The 18126-nt window shown below is 64.4% G+C and carries 17 protein-coding genes and 1 pseudogene; 8 read left to right on the top strand and 10 right to left on the bottom strand.

From position 1 onward, the window contains the following. Both DH10_RS26730 and DH10_RS26725 read left to right on the top strand, forming a co-directional pair. A pseudogene (locus DH10_RS26730) lies at positions 1-1146 on the top strand (DUF4159 domain-containing protein); the annotation flags it as partial. Between the two features lie 3 nt (positions 1147-1149). After that, the gene (locus DH10_RS26725) at positions 1150-3237 is read left to right on the top strand and encodes a hypothetical protein (protein WP_192249834.1); all 2088 of its coding nucleotides are present in this window, start codon (positions 1150-1152) and stop codon (positions 3235-3237) included. Positions 3238-3423: 186 nt separating this feature from the next. On the opposite strand, the gene clpS is transcribed toward DH10_RS26725, so the two are convergent. From clpS to DH10_RS26705, 4 genes are all read right to left on the bottom strand, one after another. After that, positions 3424-3729 carry an ATP-dependent Clp protease adapter ClpS gene (gene clpS / locus DH10_RS26720; RefSeq protein ID WP_192249838.1) on the bottom strand — a complete coding sequence of 102 codons (306 nt, stop codon included), beginning with the start codon at positions 3727-3729 and terminating at the stop codon, positions 3424-3426. Positions 3730-3861: 132 nt separating this feature from the next. Beyond that, entirely contained in the window at positions 3862-4203 is a 342-nt protein-coding gene (locus DH10_RS26715) for a hypothetical protein (RefSeq protein WP_192249841.1), read from the bottom strand. A 149-nt stretch (positions 4204-4352) separates the two neighbouring features. Further along, a complete protein-coding gene (locus tag DH10_RS26710) occupies positions 4353-4601 on the bottom strand; it encodes a hypothetical protein (RefSeq protein WP_192249844.1) in 249 nt (82 codons plus the stop codon). Positions 4602-4641: 40 nt separating this feature from the next. Continuing rightward, positions 4642-4944 carry a hypothetical protein gene (locus tag DH10_RS26705; protein WP_066994286.1) on the bottom strand — a complete coding sequence of 101 codons (303 nt, stop codon included), beginning with the start codon at positions 4942-4944 and terminating at the stop codon, positions 4642-4644. A gap of 238 nt (positions 4945-5182) precedes the next feature. On the opposite strand from DH10_RS26705, the gene DH10_RS26700 reads away from it, so the two are divergent. The 3 genes from DH10_RS26700 (at position 5183) to DH10_RS26690 (ending at position 7889) form a co-directional block, all read left to right on the top strand. Continuing rightward, positions 5183-5899 (top strand): response regulator, encoded by a 717-nt coding sequence (locus tag DH10_RS26700; protein ID WP_192249847.1) that lies wholly within the window; start codon positions 5183-5185, stop codon positions 5897-5899. Continuing rightward, positions 5896-7305: an ATP-binding protein gene (locus DH10_RS26695; protein ID WP_192249850.1), complete on the top strand. Its 1410-nt coding sequence runs from the start codon at positions 5896-5898 to the stop codon at positions 7303-7305. The genes DH10_RS26700 and DH10_RS26695 overlap by 4 nt, the downstream gene beginning before the upstream one ends. 209 nt (positions 7306-7514) lie before the next feature. Next, complete coding sequence (locus DH10_RS26690) at positions 7515-7889, top strand: YciI family protein (protein WP_192249854.1); 375 nt, start codon at positions 7515-7517, stop codon at positions 7887-7889. Positions 7890-7905: 16 nt separating this feature from the next. Here the strand turns inward: DH10_RS26690 and DH10_RS26685 are convergent, their stop codons facing one another. Continuing rightward, positions 7906-9384 carry a pyridoxal phosphate-dependent decarboxylase family protein gene (locus DH10_RS26685; RefSeq protein ID WP_192249858.1) on the bottom strand — a complete coding sequence of 493 codons (1479 nt, stop codon included), beginning with the start codon at positions 9382-9384 and terminating at the stop codon, positions 7906-7908. 98 nt (positions 9385-9482) lie between these two features. Then, positions 9483-10568: a PLP-dependent cysteine synthase family protein gene (locus DH10_RS26680; RefSeq protein ID WP_192385544.1), complete on the bottom strand. Its 1086-nt coding sequence runs from the start codon at positions 10566-10568 to the stop codon at positions 9483-9485. Between the two features lie 168 nt (positions 10569-10736). Here DH10_RS26680 and DH10_RS26675 point away from each other — a divergent pair, with 168 nt between their 5' ends. After that, positions 10737-12803 (top strand): BTAD domain-containing putative transcriptional regulator, encoded by a 2067-nt coding sequence (locus DH10_RS26675; protein ID WP_192249861.1) that lies wholly within the window; start codon positions 10737-10739, stop codon positions 12801-12803. Between the two features lie 12 nt (positions 12804-12815). On the opposite strand, the gene DH10_RS26670 is transcribed toward DH10_RS26675, so the two are convergent. The 4 genes from DH10_RS26670 to DH10_RS26655 form a co-directional block, all read right to left on the bottom strand. Further along, positions 12816-13853: an MBL fold metallo-hydrolase gene (locus DH10_RS26670; RefSeq protein WP_192249864.1), complete on the bottom strand. Its 1038-nt coding sequence runs from the start codon at positions 13851-13853 to the stop codon at positions 12816-12818. A gap of 106 nt (positions 13854-13959) precedes the next feature. Next, positions 13960-15141 carry a choline ABC transporter ATP-binding protein gene (gene choV / locus DH10_RS26665; protein ID WP_192249868.1) on the bottom strand — a complete coding sequence of 394 codons (1182 nt, stop codon included), beginning with the start codon at positions 15139-15141 and terminating at the stop codon, positions 13960-13962. Next, complete coding sequence (choW, locus tag DH10_RS26660; protein WP_192249871.1) at positions 15138-15992, bottom strand: choline ABC transporter permease subunit; 855 nt, start codon at positions 15990-15992, stop codon at positions 15138-15140. The genes choV and choW overlap by 4 nt, the downstream gene beginning before the upstream one ends. A gap of 118 nt (positions 15993-16110) precedes the next feature. After that, the gene (locus tag DH10_RS26655; RefSeq protein ID WP_192249874.1) at positions 16111-17046 is read right to left on the bottom strand and encodes a choline ABC transporter substrate-binding protein; all 936 of its coding nucleotides are present in this window, start codon (positions 17044-17046) and stop codon (positions 16111-16113) included. Positions 17047-17275: 229 nt separating this feature from the next. Here DH10_RS26655 and DH10_RS26650 point away from each other — a divergent pair, with 229 nt between their 5' ends. Further along, the gene (locus DH10_RS26650) at positions 17276-17887 is read left to right on the top strand and encodes a thymidine kinase (RefSeq protein ID WP_192249877.1); all 612 of its coding nucleotides are present in this window, start codon (positions 17276-17278) and stop codon (positions 17885-17887) included. Between the two features lie 27 nt (positions 17888-17914). Continuing rightward, positions 17915-18126, top strand: a 212-nt coding sequence (locus DH10_RS36390) for a hypothetical protein (RefSeq protein WP_210327860.1), incomplete at its 3' end; no start/stop codon positions are given.

The following is an 18126-nucleotide window of genomic DNA, read 5'->3' as shown; positions in this document are numbered from 1 at the left end:
CGCCCGATGCGCGGCCGCTCGTGCCCGCCGCCGGCCCGCTGCCGGTGACGCTGGAGAACCCGCCTGGCCTCTATGGCTCGGAAACGGGCGTCTTCGCGCACAACCTGCTCAACGCCTCCAGCACGTTTACGCCGCTTGCTCGGCCGCAGATCTCGCTGCCGGTGACCGCCATTCCCTACGCCTTCGACGAATCGGAGAGCGGAGAACCTGAAAGGCCCGCTGGTCACATTGGCCCTCTTGCTGATGGTGCTCGACACGCTTGCCGTATTCTGGATGGGTGGGCTGTTGTCGCGCCGGCCACGCCGCGCCGCGGCGACCGCCGCTGCCGTGCTGATCGTGCTCGGCGGGCTCTTCGGCCACGCAGACCTTGCCCGCGCAGATGATTCGAAGCCCGGCGATTCCCAAGCGATCGAGGACATTTCGAAAACCCGCATCGCCTATGTCATCACTGGCGAGCCCGGCGTCGATTCGATCAGCCGCGCTGGCCTCGAGGGCCTCACCCGATTCCTGATCGAGAAGACGGCGCTGGAACCCGGCCCGCCGGCGGGCGTCGACATAGCCAAGGACGAGCTGGCCTTCTATCCGCTGATCTATTGGCCGATCGACGCCACCGCGCCGATGCCCAGCGAAGCCGCAATCGCCCGCCTCGATGCCTATATGCAGCAGGGCGGCACGGTTCTCTTCGACACGCGCGACCAGTTCTCCAACGGCATCGGCGCCGGCTCGGCAAGCCCGGCCACCGAGCGGCTGCGCGACATCCTCGCCAATCTCAACGTGCCGCCGCTGGAGCCGGTACCGTCGGACCACGTGCTGACGAAGTCCTTCTTCATCCTTCCCGAGTTTCCCGGCCGCTTCAACGGCAGCCCACTCTGGGTCGAGGCCTCGCTCGACGCCAGCAATACCGAGAACCGTCCCGTGCGCACCGGCGACGGCGTGTCGCCGATCATGATCACCGGCAATGATTTCGCCGGCGCCTGGGCGGTCGACGAGAACGGCGATCCGATGCTGCCGACCGTGCCGCCGGATCCGATGCAGCGCGTCTACGCGCTGCGCGCCGGCGTCAACATCATGATGTACATGCTGACCGGCAACTACAAATCCGATCAGGTGCACGTGCCCGTCCTGCTCGAGCGGCTGGGGCAGTAGGTCATGAACTGGTCGATCTCCTTCGAGCCGCTCGTTTCCTGGCCGCTGTTCGGGCTTGTCATCGTGCCGCTGCTGCTGCTCGCGCTGGCCGGCCTGTGGTACCGCCAGCGCGGCTCTGTCCTGCGCTTCATCGCCCTGCTCGCGCTGGGTGCTGCGCTGCTCAATCCCGTTTTCCTCGACGAGGAACGCGAGGCGTTGAAGAGCGTCGTCGCCGTCATCGTCGACCGCAGCCAGAGCCAGGACATCGGCGACCGCACCAAGCAGACCGACGAGGCGCTGGCGGGCCTTCAGGAGCGCCTCGGCCGATTCAAGCAATTCGACGTCCGCGTGGTCGACGCCGGCAAGTCCGAGGCCGCCGACGAGCGCACCGAAACCAAGCTGTTCGGCGCGCTGGAAAGCGCTTTCCGCGACGTGCCGCCCTCGCGCATCGGCGGCGCGATCATGATCACCGATGGCGAAGTGCATGACGCGCCGGCCGGCGCTTCGGAGTTCAACGCGCCGCTGCATGCGCTGATCACCGGCAGCGAGCACGAAAAGGACCGCCGCATCCGCTTCGAGAACGCGCCGCGCTTCGGCCTCGTTGGCAAGCCGCTCGACATGAGCTATCGGGTCATTTCCACGGAAGGCCAGGGCGGCCCGGTCGACGTCCGGGTCTCGGTCAATGGCGAGCAGGTCTCGGTCGAGCATGCGACCATCGGCCAGCCGATGAAGCTTGAGGTCACCATCCCCAACGCCGGCCGCAACATCGTCCAGCTTTCGATCGATCACGAGCCGGGCGAACTGACCGACGCAAACAACCGGGCCATCGCGCTGGTCGACGGCATCCGCGATCATCTGCGCGTGCTTCTGGTCTCCGGCGAACCGCATGCCGGCGAGCGCACCTGGCGCAACCTTTTGAAATCCGACGCGTCGGTCGACCTCGTCCACTTCACGATTCTGCGCCCGCCGGAAAAGCAGGACGGCACGCCGATCAACGAGCTCTCGCTGATCGCCTTCCCGACGCGCGAACTGTTCGTCGAGAAGATCAAGGATTTCGATCTGATCATCTTCGACCGCTATCAGCACCGCGACGTGCTGCCGATCCTCTATTACGACTACATCTCCGAATATGTCGAAAAAGGTGGCGCGCTGCTGATCGCCGCCGGCCCCGAATATGCCGGCGAAAGCTCCATTGCCCGCACGCCGCTGATGTCGGCCCTGCCTGCGATGCCGAGCGGCGAGGTCGTCGACAAGGGCTTCTATCCGCGCCTGACCGATCTCGGGCAGCGTCACCCGGTAACGCGCGGGCTCGAGGGCTCCGCCACCGATCCGCCGCACTGGAGCCGCTGGTTCCGCACCATCGGCGTCAAGAATCCCGAGGGCGAGGTGGTGATGAAAGGGGCCGACGACCGCCCCCTGCTTGTGCTCGACCGCAAGGGCGAAGGCCGGGTCGGCATGCTGCTTTCGGACCAGGGCTGGCTATGGGCGCGCGGCTTCGAGGGCGGCGGGCCGCATGTCCAGCTCTACCGGCGCATCGCCCATTGGCTGATGAAGGAACCCGAGCTTGAAGAAGAACGGCTGACCGCCGACGGCCGCGGCATGGTGCTGGAAATAAGGCGCCAGACGATGAGCGACGATCCCGGCCCCGCCCAGGTGATCACGCCTTCCGGCAAGACGATGACGGTCAAGCTGGAAAAAGCCGAACCAGGGATTTTCACGGGCAGCCTGCAGACCAGCGAGATCGGCCTCTATCAGGTCGGCAATGGCGACCTGACCGCGCTCGCCCATGTCGGCCCGATCAACGCACCGGAATTCTCCGATGTCGTTTCCACCGAAGACAGGCTTAAGACGCCGGCCGAAGCGACCGGGGGCAGCGTGCGCCGGCTCGCGCCATCCTCCATGCTTGGCAATCTTGCCGGCGGTGTGGCGCTGCCTTCGATCGTGCCGGTGCGCTCCTCGGGCGCGGCATCGGGCAACGACTGGATCGGGCTCCGCACCACCAACGACAGCACCCTCAAGGCCGTTTCGCGCATGCCGCTGTTCGGCGGCTTCCTCGGCCTCGGCCTGCTGCTGCTGGCGATCGGCTCGATGTGGTACCGCGAAGGGCGGTAGCACTTTCACCTCTCCCCTTGTGGGAGAGGTCGGATTGCCCCGATTGTCCTTCACAAATCGGATGGCAATCCGGGTGAGGGGTAAGCGGCCGTCCGGCTGGAGCACCCCTCATCCGGCTCGGTGCTGCGCGCCGATCCACCTTCTCCCACAAGGAACCCACAAGAGGAGAAGGAGAGGAGAGCCGCCCTACTCTTCCGGCTCGGTCGTGAACAGCAGCGGATAGCCCTTGGCTTTGCCGGCGTCGGTTGCCCGTGCGGCCTTGGTCTCGGCGACGTCGCGCGTGAAGACGGCGACCACGCAGACGCCGCGCGTATGCGCCGTGATCATGACGCGATGCGCCTGATCCTCGCTGAGTTTGAATTCGCCTTTAAGCACCGTCACCACGAACTCGCGCGGCGTGAAGTCGTCATTGACTAGGATAACCTTGTGGAGCTTTGGCCGCTCGGTCTTCGGCTGCGTCCTGGTGCGCGGTTTGAGGACAGTTTCAGGCATCGGAATCCGCCAATTGGGAACCAAAGCAATTCCAGGAAAGTGCCTAGCGGTTTTCCGTTCGGAACTGCGCGAAAATAGCCTCGCTTGTAGGAGCGGACACTCGGCTTTATGTGGGAAAGCGGTGCTTGCCGTTCAACGGCCCTGCCGCCCGACCGTGCGGCGCATCGCGGCGCCCGATCTGCCGGAGCCGCCGTCGTCCATGTTGGTACCGCGCTCCATGAAGGCGGCAATCATCCAGGCGACGAAGCCGATCAGCATTGCGCCCGTCAGCACGATCAGGATCCAGCTCTGTGCCGGCGTGATGTAGTCGAAGCTCGATGAGATCGCCGGCGCGAAAAGCTCCGGCTCGGTCCTGCCGCTGGCGGGATCCGGCACTGGGCTGGCTGTGAAGATGATCAACGCTCTTGCCGCCGCGGTGGCAACCAAGCCGCCGAGGGCCAGCGAGCGCATCAGGGACGAAAGCCGCTTCTTCATGCGGATTGTCCTACGGCACCGGCATTGCGATCGGGTTAAGGATGGGGAGTGGCGCGGCGGAAGCTGCCGGTGTCAGCGTTCGGCCGCAGGAAGCCGCCCCGGCCGGTTTCGGCCGGAGCGGTCTTGAAAGATCAGGACCGAAGCCTGGATCAGGACTTCTTCGCGGCCTTCTTCGGGGCCTTCTTGACCGGGCACTTGTGGGTCTTGGTCACCTTGCAGACCTTCTTCGCGGCAACCTTCTTCGGAGCGGTCTTCGCCGGAGCAGCAGCGGCCGGAGCCGTGGTCGTGGTCGAAGCGGCCGGAGCGGCGGTCGTCGTGGCGGCGGCGTTGCCGAGAGCCGGCATCGAGAAGGCGAGAGCAACAGCGAGGCCGAGGGCGGAGAGGAGGGACTTTTTCATGGCTTCATTTCCTTTTTCATGCGGGTCGAGGAGTCGAGCGTCACTGAACCGGATCGATCGGTGTCACTCCAAGCAGCTTCAAAGCGTTTGCGAGCATCCGGATGCCCTGTGCCTGTTTCTTGGCGGCGCAGAACCGGTTTCCCTTTCTTTGAAGTGCCTTCGCCGCGGTGACCTGCGTTGCCGCGGCATGGGTTTCGAGGGCTTCGTCAACTTGACGGTTGAGATTGGTGCAGCGCTCGGTCCGGGTCAGCGGCGTTACCTTTGCGTTGGAGGCCCCGACCGCGGCTGTGATGAGCGACATGCTGAGCAAAGCACCCATCACGCTGATCCAGAACCTCTGCATCGGTCTTGCCCGTTACTCCGGAAACTTGCGTCGCAGCCGATGACCTGACCGCCACGACACCGGTTATGCCGTTGAAATTTTTCACGAGTTTTTCCCGATTGTAGAATTTTGTTTCTGGATTGTTTCTGAGGAAGCCAATCCATGCCGCATCGCCGCCACTGGCCAAGATGTGGCCCGAATTCTATCGTGTGGGTGATTTGAGAAGGGCCGGCTTGGCTACCAGCATAACAGGGTTCTCGTGAAATCCGACGCACACATACTGATCGTCGACGACGACAAGGGCATACGGGACCTGCTTCAGGAATTCTTCCAGAAGCGGGGCCTGCATACGACGGTGGCCGCCGACGGCACCGAGATGGAGGCGATCCTGCGCCGCGCGCAGGTCGACCTGATCATCCTCGACGTGATGCTGCCGGGAAAAAGCGGGCTGGAGCTTTGCCGCGAGATCCGCGCGAACTACACGACGCCGATCATCATGCTGACCGCCGTGACCGAGACGACGGACCGCGTCGTCGGCCTCGAGATGGGCGCGGACGACTATGTGCCGAAACCCTTCGATCCGCGCGAATTGCTCGCCCGCATCCGCGCGGTGCTGAGGCGCAACGGCACGGCCGAGCCGCGCCGGCCCGCCAGCAAGCAGATCTACCGCTTTGCCGGCTGGACCATGGATTGCTCGCGCCGCCGGCTGACCGCGCCCGACGACGTGCGGGTGGAGCTGACGATGGCGGAGTTCAACCTGCTGCAGACCTTCGTCAAGAGCGCGCAGCGCGTGCTCACCCGCGAGCAGCTCATCGAGCTTTCGGGCGGCGACACCGGCTACAGCTTCGACCGCAGCGTCGACATCCTGGTGAGCCGCTTGCGGCGCAAGATGGAGGACGACCCGAAGACGCCGAAGCTGATCTTGACCGTGCGCAGCGGCGGCTATCAGTTTCTGCCCGAAACGACCTCCGAATGAGACGCTTCCTGCCGCAAACCCTGCCCGTCTGGGTGTTGCTCATCGTCATTGCCGGCCTGATGATCAGCCAGGTCGCGACCCTCTATATCGTCTCGCGCGATCGTGTCGCGGCCAACGACGTGGTCGACCTCTATCGGCTGAACGACCGCGCCTATTCGCTGGTGCAGCTGATGCACGACGCTACGCCCGAGGAGCGCAAGGCGACCGCATCCGGCCTGTTCAATGCCACGTATGCGCTGACCGTTTCGGACACCCCTGCCGTCACCTCTTCGATCGCCGGCGATGACCAGCTTGCCGAGCTGGAGGACATCCTGGTCGGCCGCCTGTCCAAGTTCGGCATCACCGACGCGCGCGTGCGGCGCGACCCGGCAACGCAGGAAGCCGATGCTCCGGACGGCCAGGTGATGAACAAGGATGTCGGCCAGGTCGAGCGCGATCTGTTGGTGCTGGCCGCCGATTTTGCCCAGAGCGACAAGCTGACGGCGTCGCTGCGTTTTTCCGACGGTCAGTGGCTGAACTTCACCGAGCCGATCACGCCTGCCGGGCCGATCCTCAGCGTCGACAGTCTGCCGCTCTATTCGCTGATCGCCGGGCTGGTCGTGGTGATGTCGATCTGGTCGCTGCGCCGACTGACAGCGCCCTATCGGATGATGGAGACAGCGGTGAACCGGATCGGCAAAGACCTGAAAAGCCCGCCGATCGCCGAGACCGGCAGCCGCGAGATCCGCGCCGCGGCAAAGGCGGTCAACGCCATGCAGATGCGCCTGCGCGACTATGTCGAGGACCGCGAGCACCTCGCGGCGGCGCTGGCACATGATCTGCGCACGCCGCTGACCAGGATGCGTCTGCGGCTCGAATTGCTGCGCAAATCGGCGGCGCGCGAGGCGCTCGCACACGACCTCGCCGACATCGAAAGCATCGCCAGCTCGGTGATCGACTTCGCCAAATTCGAGGTCACGGAGGAAAAGGCCGAGCGAATCGATTTCTGGTCGCTGGTGGAATCGGTCGCCGACGCATTCGAGGACGCTTCGTTCGAAGAGGACGCCAAGCCATCGCGCGGCCTGATCTGCATCGCACGGCCGGTGGCGCTGCGCCGCTGCATCACCAATCTCGTCCAGAACGCGGTCACCTACGGCAAGAAGGCGCATATCGGCGTGCGACGCTCGGGCGACACCATCACGCTCAGCATCCGCGACGAAGGTCCGGGCATTCCGCAGGCCAAGCTCGATCAGGTGTTCGCCTCCTTCGTGCGCCTCGAACAGTCGCGCAACCGCGAGACCGGCGGCCTTGGCCTCGGCCTCACCATTGCCCGTAACATCGCCCGCGGCGCCGGCGGCGAGATCAGCCTTGCCAACCATCCCGGCGGCGGCCTGCTGACGGAGTTGCGCCTGCCGCTGGCAGCTTGAGTCAGCAGGCGTTTTCCCGACTGCTGCCGGGACTGGATCAGCCGCGCCATCCTTGTGATAGTGCGGCACGCTCTACAGCGCCGCGCGTCCTCGTGGACGCGCAAAGGATGCTGTAGCGATTCAATTTGGTGCATGATCCTTTCCGAACCGAAGGTCAGCGACGCAAAAATCGATTCCGATTTTCGGGGTCATGCACGAGGAACCGAACCATGTTCTACGCGATCCTTGCCTATCACGCCGAAGAGACCGTCCAGTCTTGGACGCCTGACGAGGATGCAGCCCTCATGAAAGATCTGCTCGAGATCAACGACAGGCTGACACGCGCCGGCAAGCTCGGGCCCGCGGCCAGGCTGGGCGAGACCGCGAAAGCGGTCACGCTGCGCGGTCCGGGCGCCGGCATGGTGATCGACGGTCCCTTTGCCGAGACCAAGGAGCAGTTGCTCGGCCTCTATGTCCTCGATTGCGCGAACCAGGACGAGGCGATCGCGGTGGCGCGCGATCTCAAGCGCGTCAACCCCACCGCGGTCTACGAAATCCGTCCGATCGCGCTTTATCTGCCCGGTGCGCCGCTGGCCGCCGGCTGAGTCTTCCCGGCTCGTTTCAGACCGCGGTCGCGGCCGCGATTTCCTTTCCAATGCGAAGCGTCTCGCGCACCAGGAGATCGAGATCCTCGCGACGCGTCCGGTGGTTGGTGATCGCTACCCTCAGGCAGTGCCGGCCGCGTACCGTGGTGTCCGACAAGGCGGCGATACCATCTTCTTGCAGCCTGAGCATGATCTCGGTGTTGAATGCCTTGAGCCGTTCCTCGAATGCGCCGTCCAGGTGATGACGGAAGCAGACGATGTTGATGGTGGTCGGCGCCGTCAACTCGAGCGCCGGCTCGGCAAGGATCAACTCAGTCAGATAACCGGCCTGGGCGATGTTCTGGTCGATCAGCCGGCCGAACTTCTCGGCCCCGTGCTCCCTCAGCGCCATCCAGATTTTGAGCGCGCGAAAGCCGCGCGACGTCTGCAGGCCATAGTCGTGCAGCCATTGCCCGGAGGCGAGGCCGCGCGGGGTCGATTCCAGATATTCCGGGGTGACGGCGAAGGTGTTGCGGTGGGCAGAGGCATCGCGAACCAGCGCGCAGCCCGCCTCGAACGGCGCATGCAGCCATTTGTGTGGGTCGAGCGCGATGGAATGCGCCTGCTCGATGCCGGCCACCAGCGATCTGTTTTCAGGCGCGATGGCGATCAGTGCGCCGATGCAGCCGTCGACATGGAACCAAAGGTCCTCTTCCGCCGCCAGCGCGGCCAGCGCCTGCAGGTCGTCGATCGCGCCGGTGTTGACGGTGCCGGCGGTGCCGATCACGCAAGCCGGCTTGAACCCCGCCGCGCGATCCTCGGCGATGGCCGTCTTGAGCGCATCGACGTCGATGCGCAAATTGGCGTCCGTCGAGACACGCTGCATCGCCCGGTTGCCGAGGCCGAGCGCTTCCATTGCCTTGCGGTGGCAGGAATGGACCTGGTCCGAGGCATAGAAGCGCAACGGTCTTGGGATGGCGCCTACGCCCCTTTCGCGAACATCGACGCCCGCCTTGACATTGCGCGCCACGGTCAGCCCGATGATGTTGGCCATCGAGCCGCCGCTGACCAGCGTGCCGCTGGCCGAGGCCGGAAAGCCGACCATCTCCTTGCACCAGTCGACCACCTGGCTGTCCACGAGCCCGGCGGCATGGTTGCCGCCACCGAGATTCGAGCCCTGGATCGCCGCCAGGAAATCGCCGAGCGCGCCGGTGAAATTGCTTGAACCCATATACCAGGACCAGAAACGCGGATGGATGTTGCCCATCGGATAGGCCATCACCTTGCGGGCGACGTCGCCATAAACATCGGCGATGGGCGCCGGCTCGCGCGGCAACGGTGCCGAAAAGAAGGCGCGGACCTCGTCGGGCATCTCGCGCCACACCGGACGGTCTCGGACATCCCTGAGATAGCCGATGGCGTCGTCGACGATCCGATGCGACAGGGCCTGCACATCGGCCCAGTCCGACGGATCGAGGGTTTCTTCCATCACCGTCGTTTCCTGCAAGCTGTCCATCCGCTTCTCCCCCAAAGGCACGCGATCATTGCCTGGATCGTCGTGCGAGATCGTGGTGCGGCGCCGCCATCCGAATGGACGGCAGCGCCGCGTTGTCTTTAGGCCTCGAATTGGCAGCTTGGCGTCGCGCGCGACAGCGTCGTCTCCTCGGCGTCCATCTCCGCCTCGATGCCGTCGAAGAGCGGCGTCGACATGTAGCGCTCGCCGGTGTCGGGCAGCATGCACAGGATCACCGAGCCGGCCGGAGCCGTGCCAGCGATTTGGCGTGCCACGGCGAAGGTAGCGCCGCCGGAGATGCCGGTGAAGATGCCTTCCTGCTGCGCTAGCGCCTTGGCCCATTTGATGCCTTCCGGACCGGGGATCGGCACCACGTCGTCATAGTAGCGCTTGTCGATCGCCTCCTGCAGCACGTTGGGGATGAAGTCCGGCGTCCAGCCCTGGATCGGATGCGGCTCGAAGGCCGGATGGCTGGCGGCCGGCGCGCCGCCCGCGCCGCGCTCCTGTGTCTTGCCGCTGCCGATAAGCTGAGCGTTCGCGGGCTCGGCAAGCACGATGCGGACATCCGGCCGCTCGCGGCGCAGTACCCGGCCGACGCCGGCGACGGTGCCGCCGGTGCCATAGCCGGTGACCAGCACGTCGAGCCTCGAGCTCGCGAAATCGTTGATGATCTCGCGCGCCGTCGTCGCCTCGTGGATGGCGGCATTGGCTTCCGTTTCGAACTGGCGCGCCAGGAACCAGCCATTGGCTTCGGCGAGCTCCACCGCCTTCTTGTACATCCCAAAGCCTTTCTGGGCGCGCGGCGTCAGCACCACCTTGGCGCCCAGCATGCGCATCAGCTTGCGGCGCTCTATGGAGAAGCTGTCGGCCATCGTCACCACCAGAGGATAGCCCTTCTGCGCGCAGACCATGGCAAGGCCGATGCCGGTGTTGCCGCTGGTCGCCTCGACGACGGTCTGGCCCGGCTTCAGCTTGCCGCTGCGCTCGCCTTCCTCGATGATGTTGAGCGCCAGCCGGTCCTTCACCGAGGCTGCCGGATTGAAGAACTCGGCCTTCACATAGATCGTCGCATGGGTCGGACCGAGATTGTTGATACGGATGACCGGCGTGTCGCCGACCGTGTCCAGAATGCTGTCGAACAGCCGGCCGCGACCGGCAGTGGTCCTGATTTTCAACTGCTGCAACATGGGCTTTTCTCCTCGCTATCTCACGTGCCGGTTACAGACCGGCGACTTCGGCGGCGCGGTTTCGACACTTTGCCGCGGTAGGTTGCTGAACCAGCCGCAAATGCGGCAACGGCGGCATTCCGGCACGGAATGGGGCTGCCGGATACCTGTCGTCTTTGGTGATAGAACATGGACCAACTGGTCAGCGTTGGAGAGAGCGTGGAAATATACGTGGAATCCACCCGACCGAGCCTGGACGACACCACCGCCGGCCTGTCCTTGCGACTGCTTGGGCAACTGACGATTGCCCGTGACGGCGAGCCGGTTAAGTTGCCTTCCTCGCGCAAGCTGCGCGCGCTGCTTGCCTATCTGGCGCTCGCGCCACATCCCGTCAGCCGCAGCCGGCTTTGCGAGCTTCTGTGGGACGTGCCCAATGATCCACGCGGCGAGCTTCGCTGGTGCCTGAGCAAGCTTCGCGGCGCCCTCAACGAACCGGGTCTGCACAGGATCGAGACCGAAGGCGACACCGTGGCGCTTCGTCTTGCCGATACGAAAGTCGATGCCGTCGAAGCCGCCGCTGCGGTTGCCGAAGGGATCGAGACGCTTAGCCTCGGGCGCCTCCGGGCGCTTGCGCCACTCTTCGCCGGCGATTTCCTTGACGGGCTGGAGCTCGATCGGAGCCCGCATTTCTCGAGCTGGCTGACCGCGCAACGCCGCCGCTTCAGCTCATGCCATGTAGCCGTTCTGGAGCACATCATCGCCCTTCTCCCGCAGGGGGCCGATGAAGCAGGCGCCTATCTGGACAAATGGCTGGAGCTGGCGCCGTTCGACGGGCGCGCGCATGTGGCGCTGCTGGAAAGCCTTGCGCGGCGCGGCCAGATCGGCGCCGGCGAGGAGCATCTTGCGACCGCGGCGGAGCTGTTTCACTCAGAAGAGCTGGATTTCACGCCATTGCGGGAAGCGTGGCAGGAGATAAAAGCCCGCCACTCCAGCGCGACGCCGTGCGCCCGATCCGGGCCGACTTTTGTGACCCCGCAACCGCCGATCGTTGCCGTCGAATCCGAACCCACCGCGTCGCGTCGGGCCTCGCTGGCGGTGATGCCGTTTGCGGAAAGCACGGTCAATTTCCGCGGCGGGCTTGCCGATGGCCTGACCCACGACATCATAACGCGTCTCGCCAAGCTTCGCGATTTCTTCGTCATTGCCCGCGGATCGGTCTTCGCTCTGGCCGAGAAGGACATCGCGCCGGAGGATGCCGGGCGCAGACTGAATGTCGACTATGTGGCGACAGGCTCGGTCCGCAGCCTTTCGGGCAGGGTCATCGTCTCGGTCGAGCTCGTCGAGGTCCGCACCGCGCGGATCGTCTGGACCGAGACCTTCGAGCACAGGCCGGACGAAATCTTCGTCGTCATCGACGATATCGGCAACAGCATCGTCTCGTCGATCGCGGACGAGATCGCGACCGTCGAGCGAAACCGGGCAATGCTGAAGGCGCCGAACTCGCTGAATGCGTGGGAAGCCTATCATCGTGGCCTTTGGCACATGTACCGCTTCACCCGCCAGGAAAACGAACTGGCGCAGCAGTTCTTCAACGATGCCCTGAAGCTCGACCCGACCTTCGCCCGCGCCTATGCCGGGCTTTCCTTCACCCATTGGCAGAACGCCTTCCAGCGTTGGGGCGATCGAGACCGGGAGGCGGCACTGGCTTTCGCAACCGCCGGCCACAGCCTTCTGGTCGATGACCGTAATCCGGCCGCGCACTGGGCGATGGGCCGCGCACTATGGCTGCGCGGCGAGCAGGACGGCTCGCTGCTCGAGCTGGCAAAGGCCGTCGACCTCAGCCCGAACTTCGCGCTCGGCCACTATGCGCTGTCCTTTGTCCACTCGCAGTCGGGCGATCCGCAATCGGCGATCGGCTCGTCGGATCACTCGCGTCATCTCAGTCCCTTCGATCCGCTGCTGTTCGGCATGATGGGCGCGCGCGCCATGGCCCATGCGCGGCTGGGTGAATACAATGAGGCTGCGGAATGGGCGCTGAAGGCGGCGGCCAGGCCCAACGCCCATGTCATCATCCTGGCGATCGCCGCGCATTGCCTGGCGCTGGCCGGCCGGCGGGACGAGGCACAGAATTTTGCCGCCGCGATCCGCACCACATGGCCTGACTATCGCGCAGACGATTTCATCGCCACCTTCCGCTTCGACCGGGACGGTGAAGCCCTGTTCCGGAGGGGCGCGAAGCTCATCGGGCTGAACTGATTTAGCGATACCCTAGTGTACCAGCGGGCCGCTGGCCTTTCTCCACGCATCGATGCCGCCCTGGATGTGGCGGGCGCTCGATATTCCGACATCCTGTGCCGCCTGCACGGCCATCGCCGAACGCTCGCCGAAGGCGCAGTAGAACAGGATCTGCTTCGCTGTCGATTTCGCCAGCTCATGCAGCATGCCGCCGGCCGCGATGTTCTCCTGCAGCCGCGCATAGGGCAGATGGATCGCGCCGGGGATGACGCCGTGGCGTTCCCGTTCCGACTGCTCGCGCAGGTCGATCAGCGCCACGTCGGGCCGACCGACCAGAGCCAGCGCCTGTTCGGCGGTCACCGACCAGCCCCGGCTGGCGATATCGTCCTGGTGCAGCCCCACCCGCATGTTGGCGGGCACGGCCACATCCATCATCTTCGGATTGGACAGCTTCAGATTGTTCATGATGTCGACATACTCGTCGACCGACTTCACCTGCAGGCGCGGGTTGAAAGCCTTTTCCTCGCCGATCGTCGACACCGTTTCGCCCTTGTAGTCATGCGCCGGGAAGATCAGCGTCTCGTCGGGAAGCTTGAGCAGGCGGCCGAAGATCGATTCATATTGCTGGCGCGGATCGCCGTTCTGGAAGTCGGTGCGGCCGGTGCCCCGGATGAGCAGCGTATCGCCGGTGAACACCCGGTCCGGCAGGATGAAGCTGTAGGAATCGTCGGTGTGGCCAGGCGTATAGATGACGTCGAGCGCCAGCCCTTCGATGGCGAGCTTGTCGCCGTCGGCAAGCCGCATCGACACGACATCGGCCTTGGTCTGCTCGCCCATCACCGTCACGCAATGCGTCTTGTCGCGCAACGCACCGAGACCGGTGATGTGGTCGGCATGGAGATGCGTGTCCACCGCCTTGACCAGCCTGAGGTCGAGCTCATTGACCAGTTGCAGATAGCGCTCAACCTTCTCCAGCACCGGATCGATGATCAGCGCCTCGCCGCCGCGGCGGCTGGCGAGCAGATAGGAATAGGTGCCCGAAACGGAATCGAAGAGTTGACGGAAGATCATTATCGGCCCCATACACCAGCGGCCCAGCCCGGCTGTCGGCCAAGTTTAAAACAAGCATGAGGTGCCCGCCAGCGAACACTTCATGCTTGATCTAAAGGCCGAACTCCTATCGCCGGAGCACCGCGCTCAGCACGTCCCGGATGCCGATCGCGCCGACGAAGCGCGAGCCTTCGTCGAACAGTGCCACCGGGGCTGTCTGCGAGCGGTGCATGGCGAGCATCACCGTCTTCAGCGAGGTGCCGGGATTGGCCCAGAACACCTGGGCCCCCTCCTCCGGCCGGCGCTCGACATCAGCGCAGGACACCCACACCGCGGGCTTCCCGTCACGTTCGGCCGCCGCCACCAGGCCGTGTTCATCGATCTTGAAGCGCGTCGTCTTGCGTCGGTCGAGCCAAACCCAGCCATTCTCGCCGTGTTCGAGATCGCGGCGGTCGCGCATCACGTTCCACGCCGTCAGCACCGAGAGAGGATTCACATTGGCGATGAAGTCGCGGACATAGCCGTTGGCAGGTCTGAGCACGATGTCTTCCGGGGCGCCGGTCTGGACGATGCGCCCGCCTTCCATGATGGTGATGTGGCTGCCGATCTTCAGTGCCTCCTCGAGGTCGTGGCTGACGAAGATGATGGTCTTCTTCAGCTCGGCCTGGAGTTGTAGAAGCTCGTCCTGCAGCTTGGTGCGGATCAGCGGATCGAGCGCCGAGAACGGCTCGTCCATCAACAGGATCGGCGCCTCGGTGGCGAAGGCGCGCGCCAAGCCGACGCGCTGCTGCATGCCGCCCGAGAGCTCATGCGCGTATTTCTTCGACCATTGGTCGAGATGCACCAGTTGGAGCTGCTTCTGCACCCGTGCCTTGCGCTCGGCTTCAGGCACGCCGGCAAGCTCGAGCCCGAAGCCGACATTTTCCTCAACCGTGCGCCATGGCAGCAGGCCGAACTGCTGGAACACCATCGCCACCTGCTTCTGCCGCAGCCGCCTCAAGGTCGCCTCGTCGCAGGTGACGACATCGACCGTGCGGTCGCCGTCCCTGACCAGCACCTGGCCGCGCGACACGACGTTGAGCCGGTTGACGGCCCTGAGCAGCGTCGATTTGCCGGAGCCGGACAGGCCCATCAGCACGGAAATCTCGCCCTCATGCACGGTGAGGCTAGCCCCGGCGCAGCCCAACACATTGCCGGTCTTTTCGAGGATCTCGGCGCGGGTGGCGCCTTTGTCGATCATCGCCAGCGAGCCGGCCTGGTCGGCGCCGAAGACGATGTCGACATTCTTGAAGTCAACCGCGACGGTCATTTCTTGCCTCCAACGCCGATGCGGGTCATCCGGTCGAGCACGATGGCTAAAACGACAATCGCAAGGCCGGCCTCAAGTCCTAGGTCGATGCGGCGCGAGCCCAGCGCGCGGTTGATTTCGGTGCCGAGGCCGCCGGCGCCGATCAGGGCGGCGAACACCACCATCGACAGCGACAGCATGATCGATTGCGTCAGCCCCGCCATGATGGTGGGCAGCGCCGAGGGCAGTTCCACCTTCCACAGGAGCTGGCGTTTGGTAGCGCCGAAGGCTTCACCCGCTTCGATGATCGCCTTGGGCACCGAAACCACGCCAAGATGGGTCAGCCGCACCGCGGTCGGGATGACGAAGATGATTGTGACGATGAGGCCGGGCGCGTTGCCGAGCCCGAACAGCGTCAGAACCGGGATCAGGTAGACGAAGGTCGGCAACGTCTGCATCAGATCGAGCACCGGCAGCATGACGCGATAGACCTTCGGCTTGTGCGCCGCCCAGATGCCGAGCGGCACGCCGATCGCCATGGCCATCGCGGCGGCCGCGACCACGAGGACCAGCGTCTGCACCGTCTGTTTCCAGAGATTCTGGTTGATGATGAAGATGAGGCCGATGAACACGCCGATGGCGAGCGGACGCGAGCGCTGCAGCAGCCATGCAATGCCGGCAACGACCAGGGCCAGCAGCACCGGCGGCACCATCAGCAGGAGGTCCACCGCCCCGTCAAGGATGAAATTCAGGCCATTTGAGAAGGCCCGAAAGACGGTATCGAAATTGTCGGTGAGGAAGCCGAAGAAGGCCTTGCCCCATGGCCCGATCGGAATTTTGTAATCAGTAAGGAATTTCGAAATCGGATCCATCTTTCCCCTCTCGGCTTCGCCGCAATTGCCGTACGGTCATCTCTCACAGCATATGAAAAAGGGCAGCCTTTTCCAGTGGCTGCCCTTTTCCGGAGTTCATGCCGGACTCAAAGCTTGCTCAGCTCCCGAGCGCGGTCTTGATGGCGGCCGCCGCATCGCCGCCGTCGAAGGTGGTCACGCCGGCTATCCAGGGAGTGATCGCGTCCGGATGCTTCTTCAGCCAGTCGGTGGCGACCGTCTGGGCGTCGCCGCCCTTGAGGATCGCGTCCATCATCTCGCCTTCCATGTCGAGGTTGAACTTCAGGTTGGCGATGAACTTGCCGGCATTCGGGCACTCGGTCGTGTAGCCCTTGCGCACGTTGGTGTAGACGGTGGCGGCGCCGAAGCCGCTGTCGCCCATGCCTTCGAGATAGGTGATCTTCATGGCGCCCATCACCGGATGCGGCGTCCAGCCGAGGAAGGCGATCCATTCATTGTTCTTCATCGACTGCTCGGCCTGCGTCAGCATGCCCGCTTCCGACGACTCGACCAGCTCGAACCCTTCGAGATTGTCCTTCGGGTTCTTGATCATGTCGAGGATGATGCGGTTGCCGTCATTGCCGGCCTCGATGCCGTAGATCTTGCCGTTGAACTTGTCCTTGAACTTGCCGAGATCGGTGAGCGTCTTGACGCCGGCGTCAGCGACATAGGTCGGCACCACGATGCCGTAGCCGGCGCCGGTCAGGTTGGTGCTGATCGTCTCGACCGAGCCGTCGGCGGTGTAGTCCTTGATGTCGTTGGTCATCGACGGCATCCAGTTGCCGAGGAAGACATCGAGGTCCTTGTTCTTCAGCGACGCCATGGTGACCGGCACCGAGAGCTGGATCACTTGCGGTTCGTAGCCAAGCGCGGTGAGCAACACCGAGGCTAGCCCGGTGGTGGCCTGAATGTCGGTCCAACCGACGTCGGACAGACGCACGGCCTTGCAGCTTGCCGGATCGCCGGCATAAGCAGCGGTCGTGGATAGAAGCGCCACCAGGCCAAGGCCGGCGACGAAGGATTTCATACGCGACATGAACTTTTCTCCCATTGCAATTCGAGGCGACGCGACGTCACGGTTCTTGCGCCCGCCTTGTTTCGTCAGCCAAACACCATTTTGATGTGGTTTCAAGCGGCGCCACATCACGAACAACGGCGCGCGCTGGCCATTCAGCGACATGCCGCGCTTTCCGGCGAGATCGCTTTTTTGGTGGAAGGAGCCGGCGCCCCTCCCCGCGCCGCGGCAATTGAGCTTAAAGACCCATATGGCCAAGCTTTACTTCAACTACGCAACGATGAATGCCGGCAAGACGACGATGCTCCTGCAGGCGTCCTACAACTATCGCGAACGCGGCATGACGACGATGCTGTTCGTCGCCGGCCATTATCGCAAGGGCGACAAGGGACTGATCTCGTCGCGCATCGGCCTTGAGGCCGAGGCCGAGATGTTCCGCGACGGCGACGATCTCTATGCCCGCGTCGCCGAGCATCACGAGCATACCACCGTGCATTGCATCTTCGTCGACGAGGCGCAGTTCCTCGAGGAGGAGCAGGTCTGGCAGCTCGCCCGCATCGCCGACCGGCTGAACATCCCGGTCATGTGCTACGGCCTGCGCACCGATTTCCAGGGCAAGCTGTTTTCCGGGTCGCGCGCCCTGCTTGCCATCGCCGACGACCTGCGCGAGGTGCGCACCATCTGCCGCTGCGGCCGCAAGGCGACGATGGTCGTGCGTCTCGGTCCCGACGGCAAGGTGGCGAGGCAGGGAGAGCAGGTGGCGATCGGCAAGGACGTCTATGTCTCGCTCTGCCGCCAGCACTGGGAAGAGGAGATGGGCCGAGCCGCGCCCGATGACTTCATCGGCTTTGCCCGTGGCTGAGACCAAGGAACCTGCTCGACATGGCCAATGTGGTTGCCTACCTCAAGCCTCGCCGAAGCCCTGAGCAGCGCCGCATGGCAGGCGTCGCCCGACATTCGAGCCATCGGCTGGCGAACAAATCGGGCGGTTTGCCGCGATCTGACACAAGAGATTTCGCGGCGCTATTCCGACGGCGCGTGTCGTTCGCAAAAACAAGAGCTTAAGGCGTATAAGCGTAACCGGGGCAAAACCGGTGGCGG

The organism is Mesorhizobium silamurunense (assembly GCF_014843825.1).
Taxonomy (GTDB): domain Bacteria; phylum Pseudomonadota; class Alphaproteobacteria; order Rhizobiales; family Rhizobiaceae; genus Mesorhizobium; species Mesorhizobium silamurunense.
The sequence above is the reverse complement of the archived record's forward strand: the minus strand, read 5'-3'. Positions and strand labels throughout refer to the sequence as shown.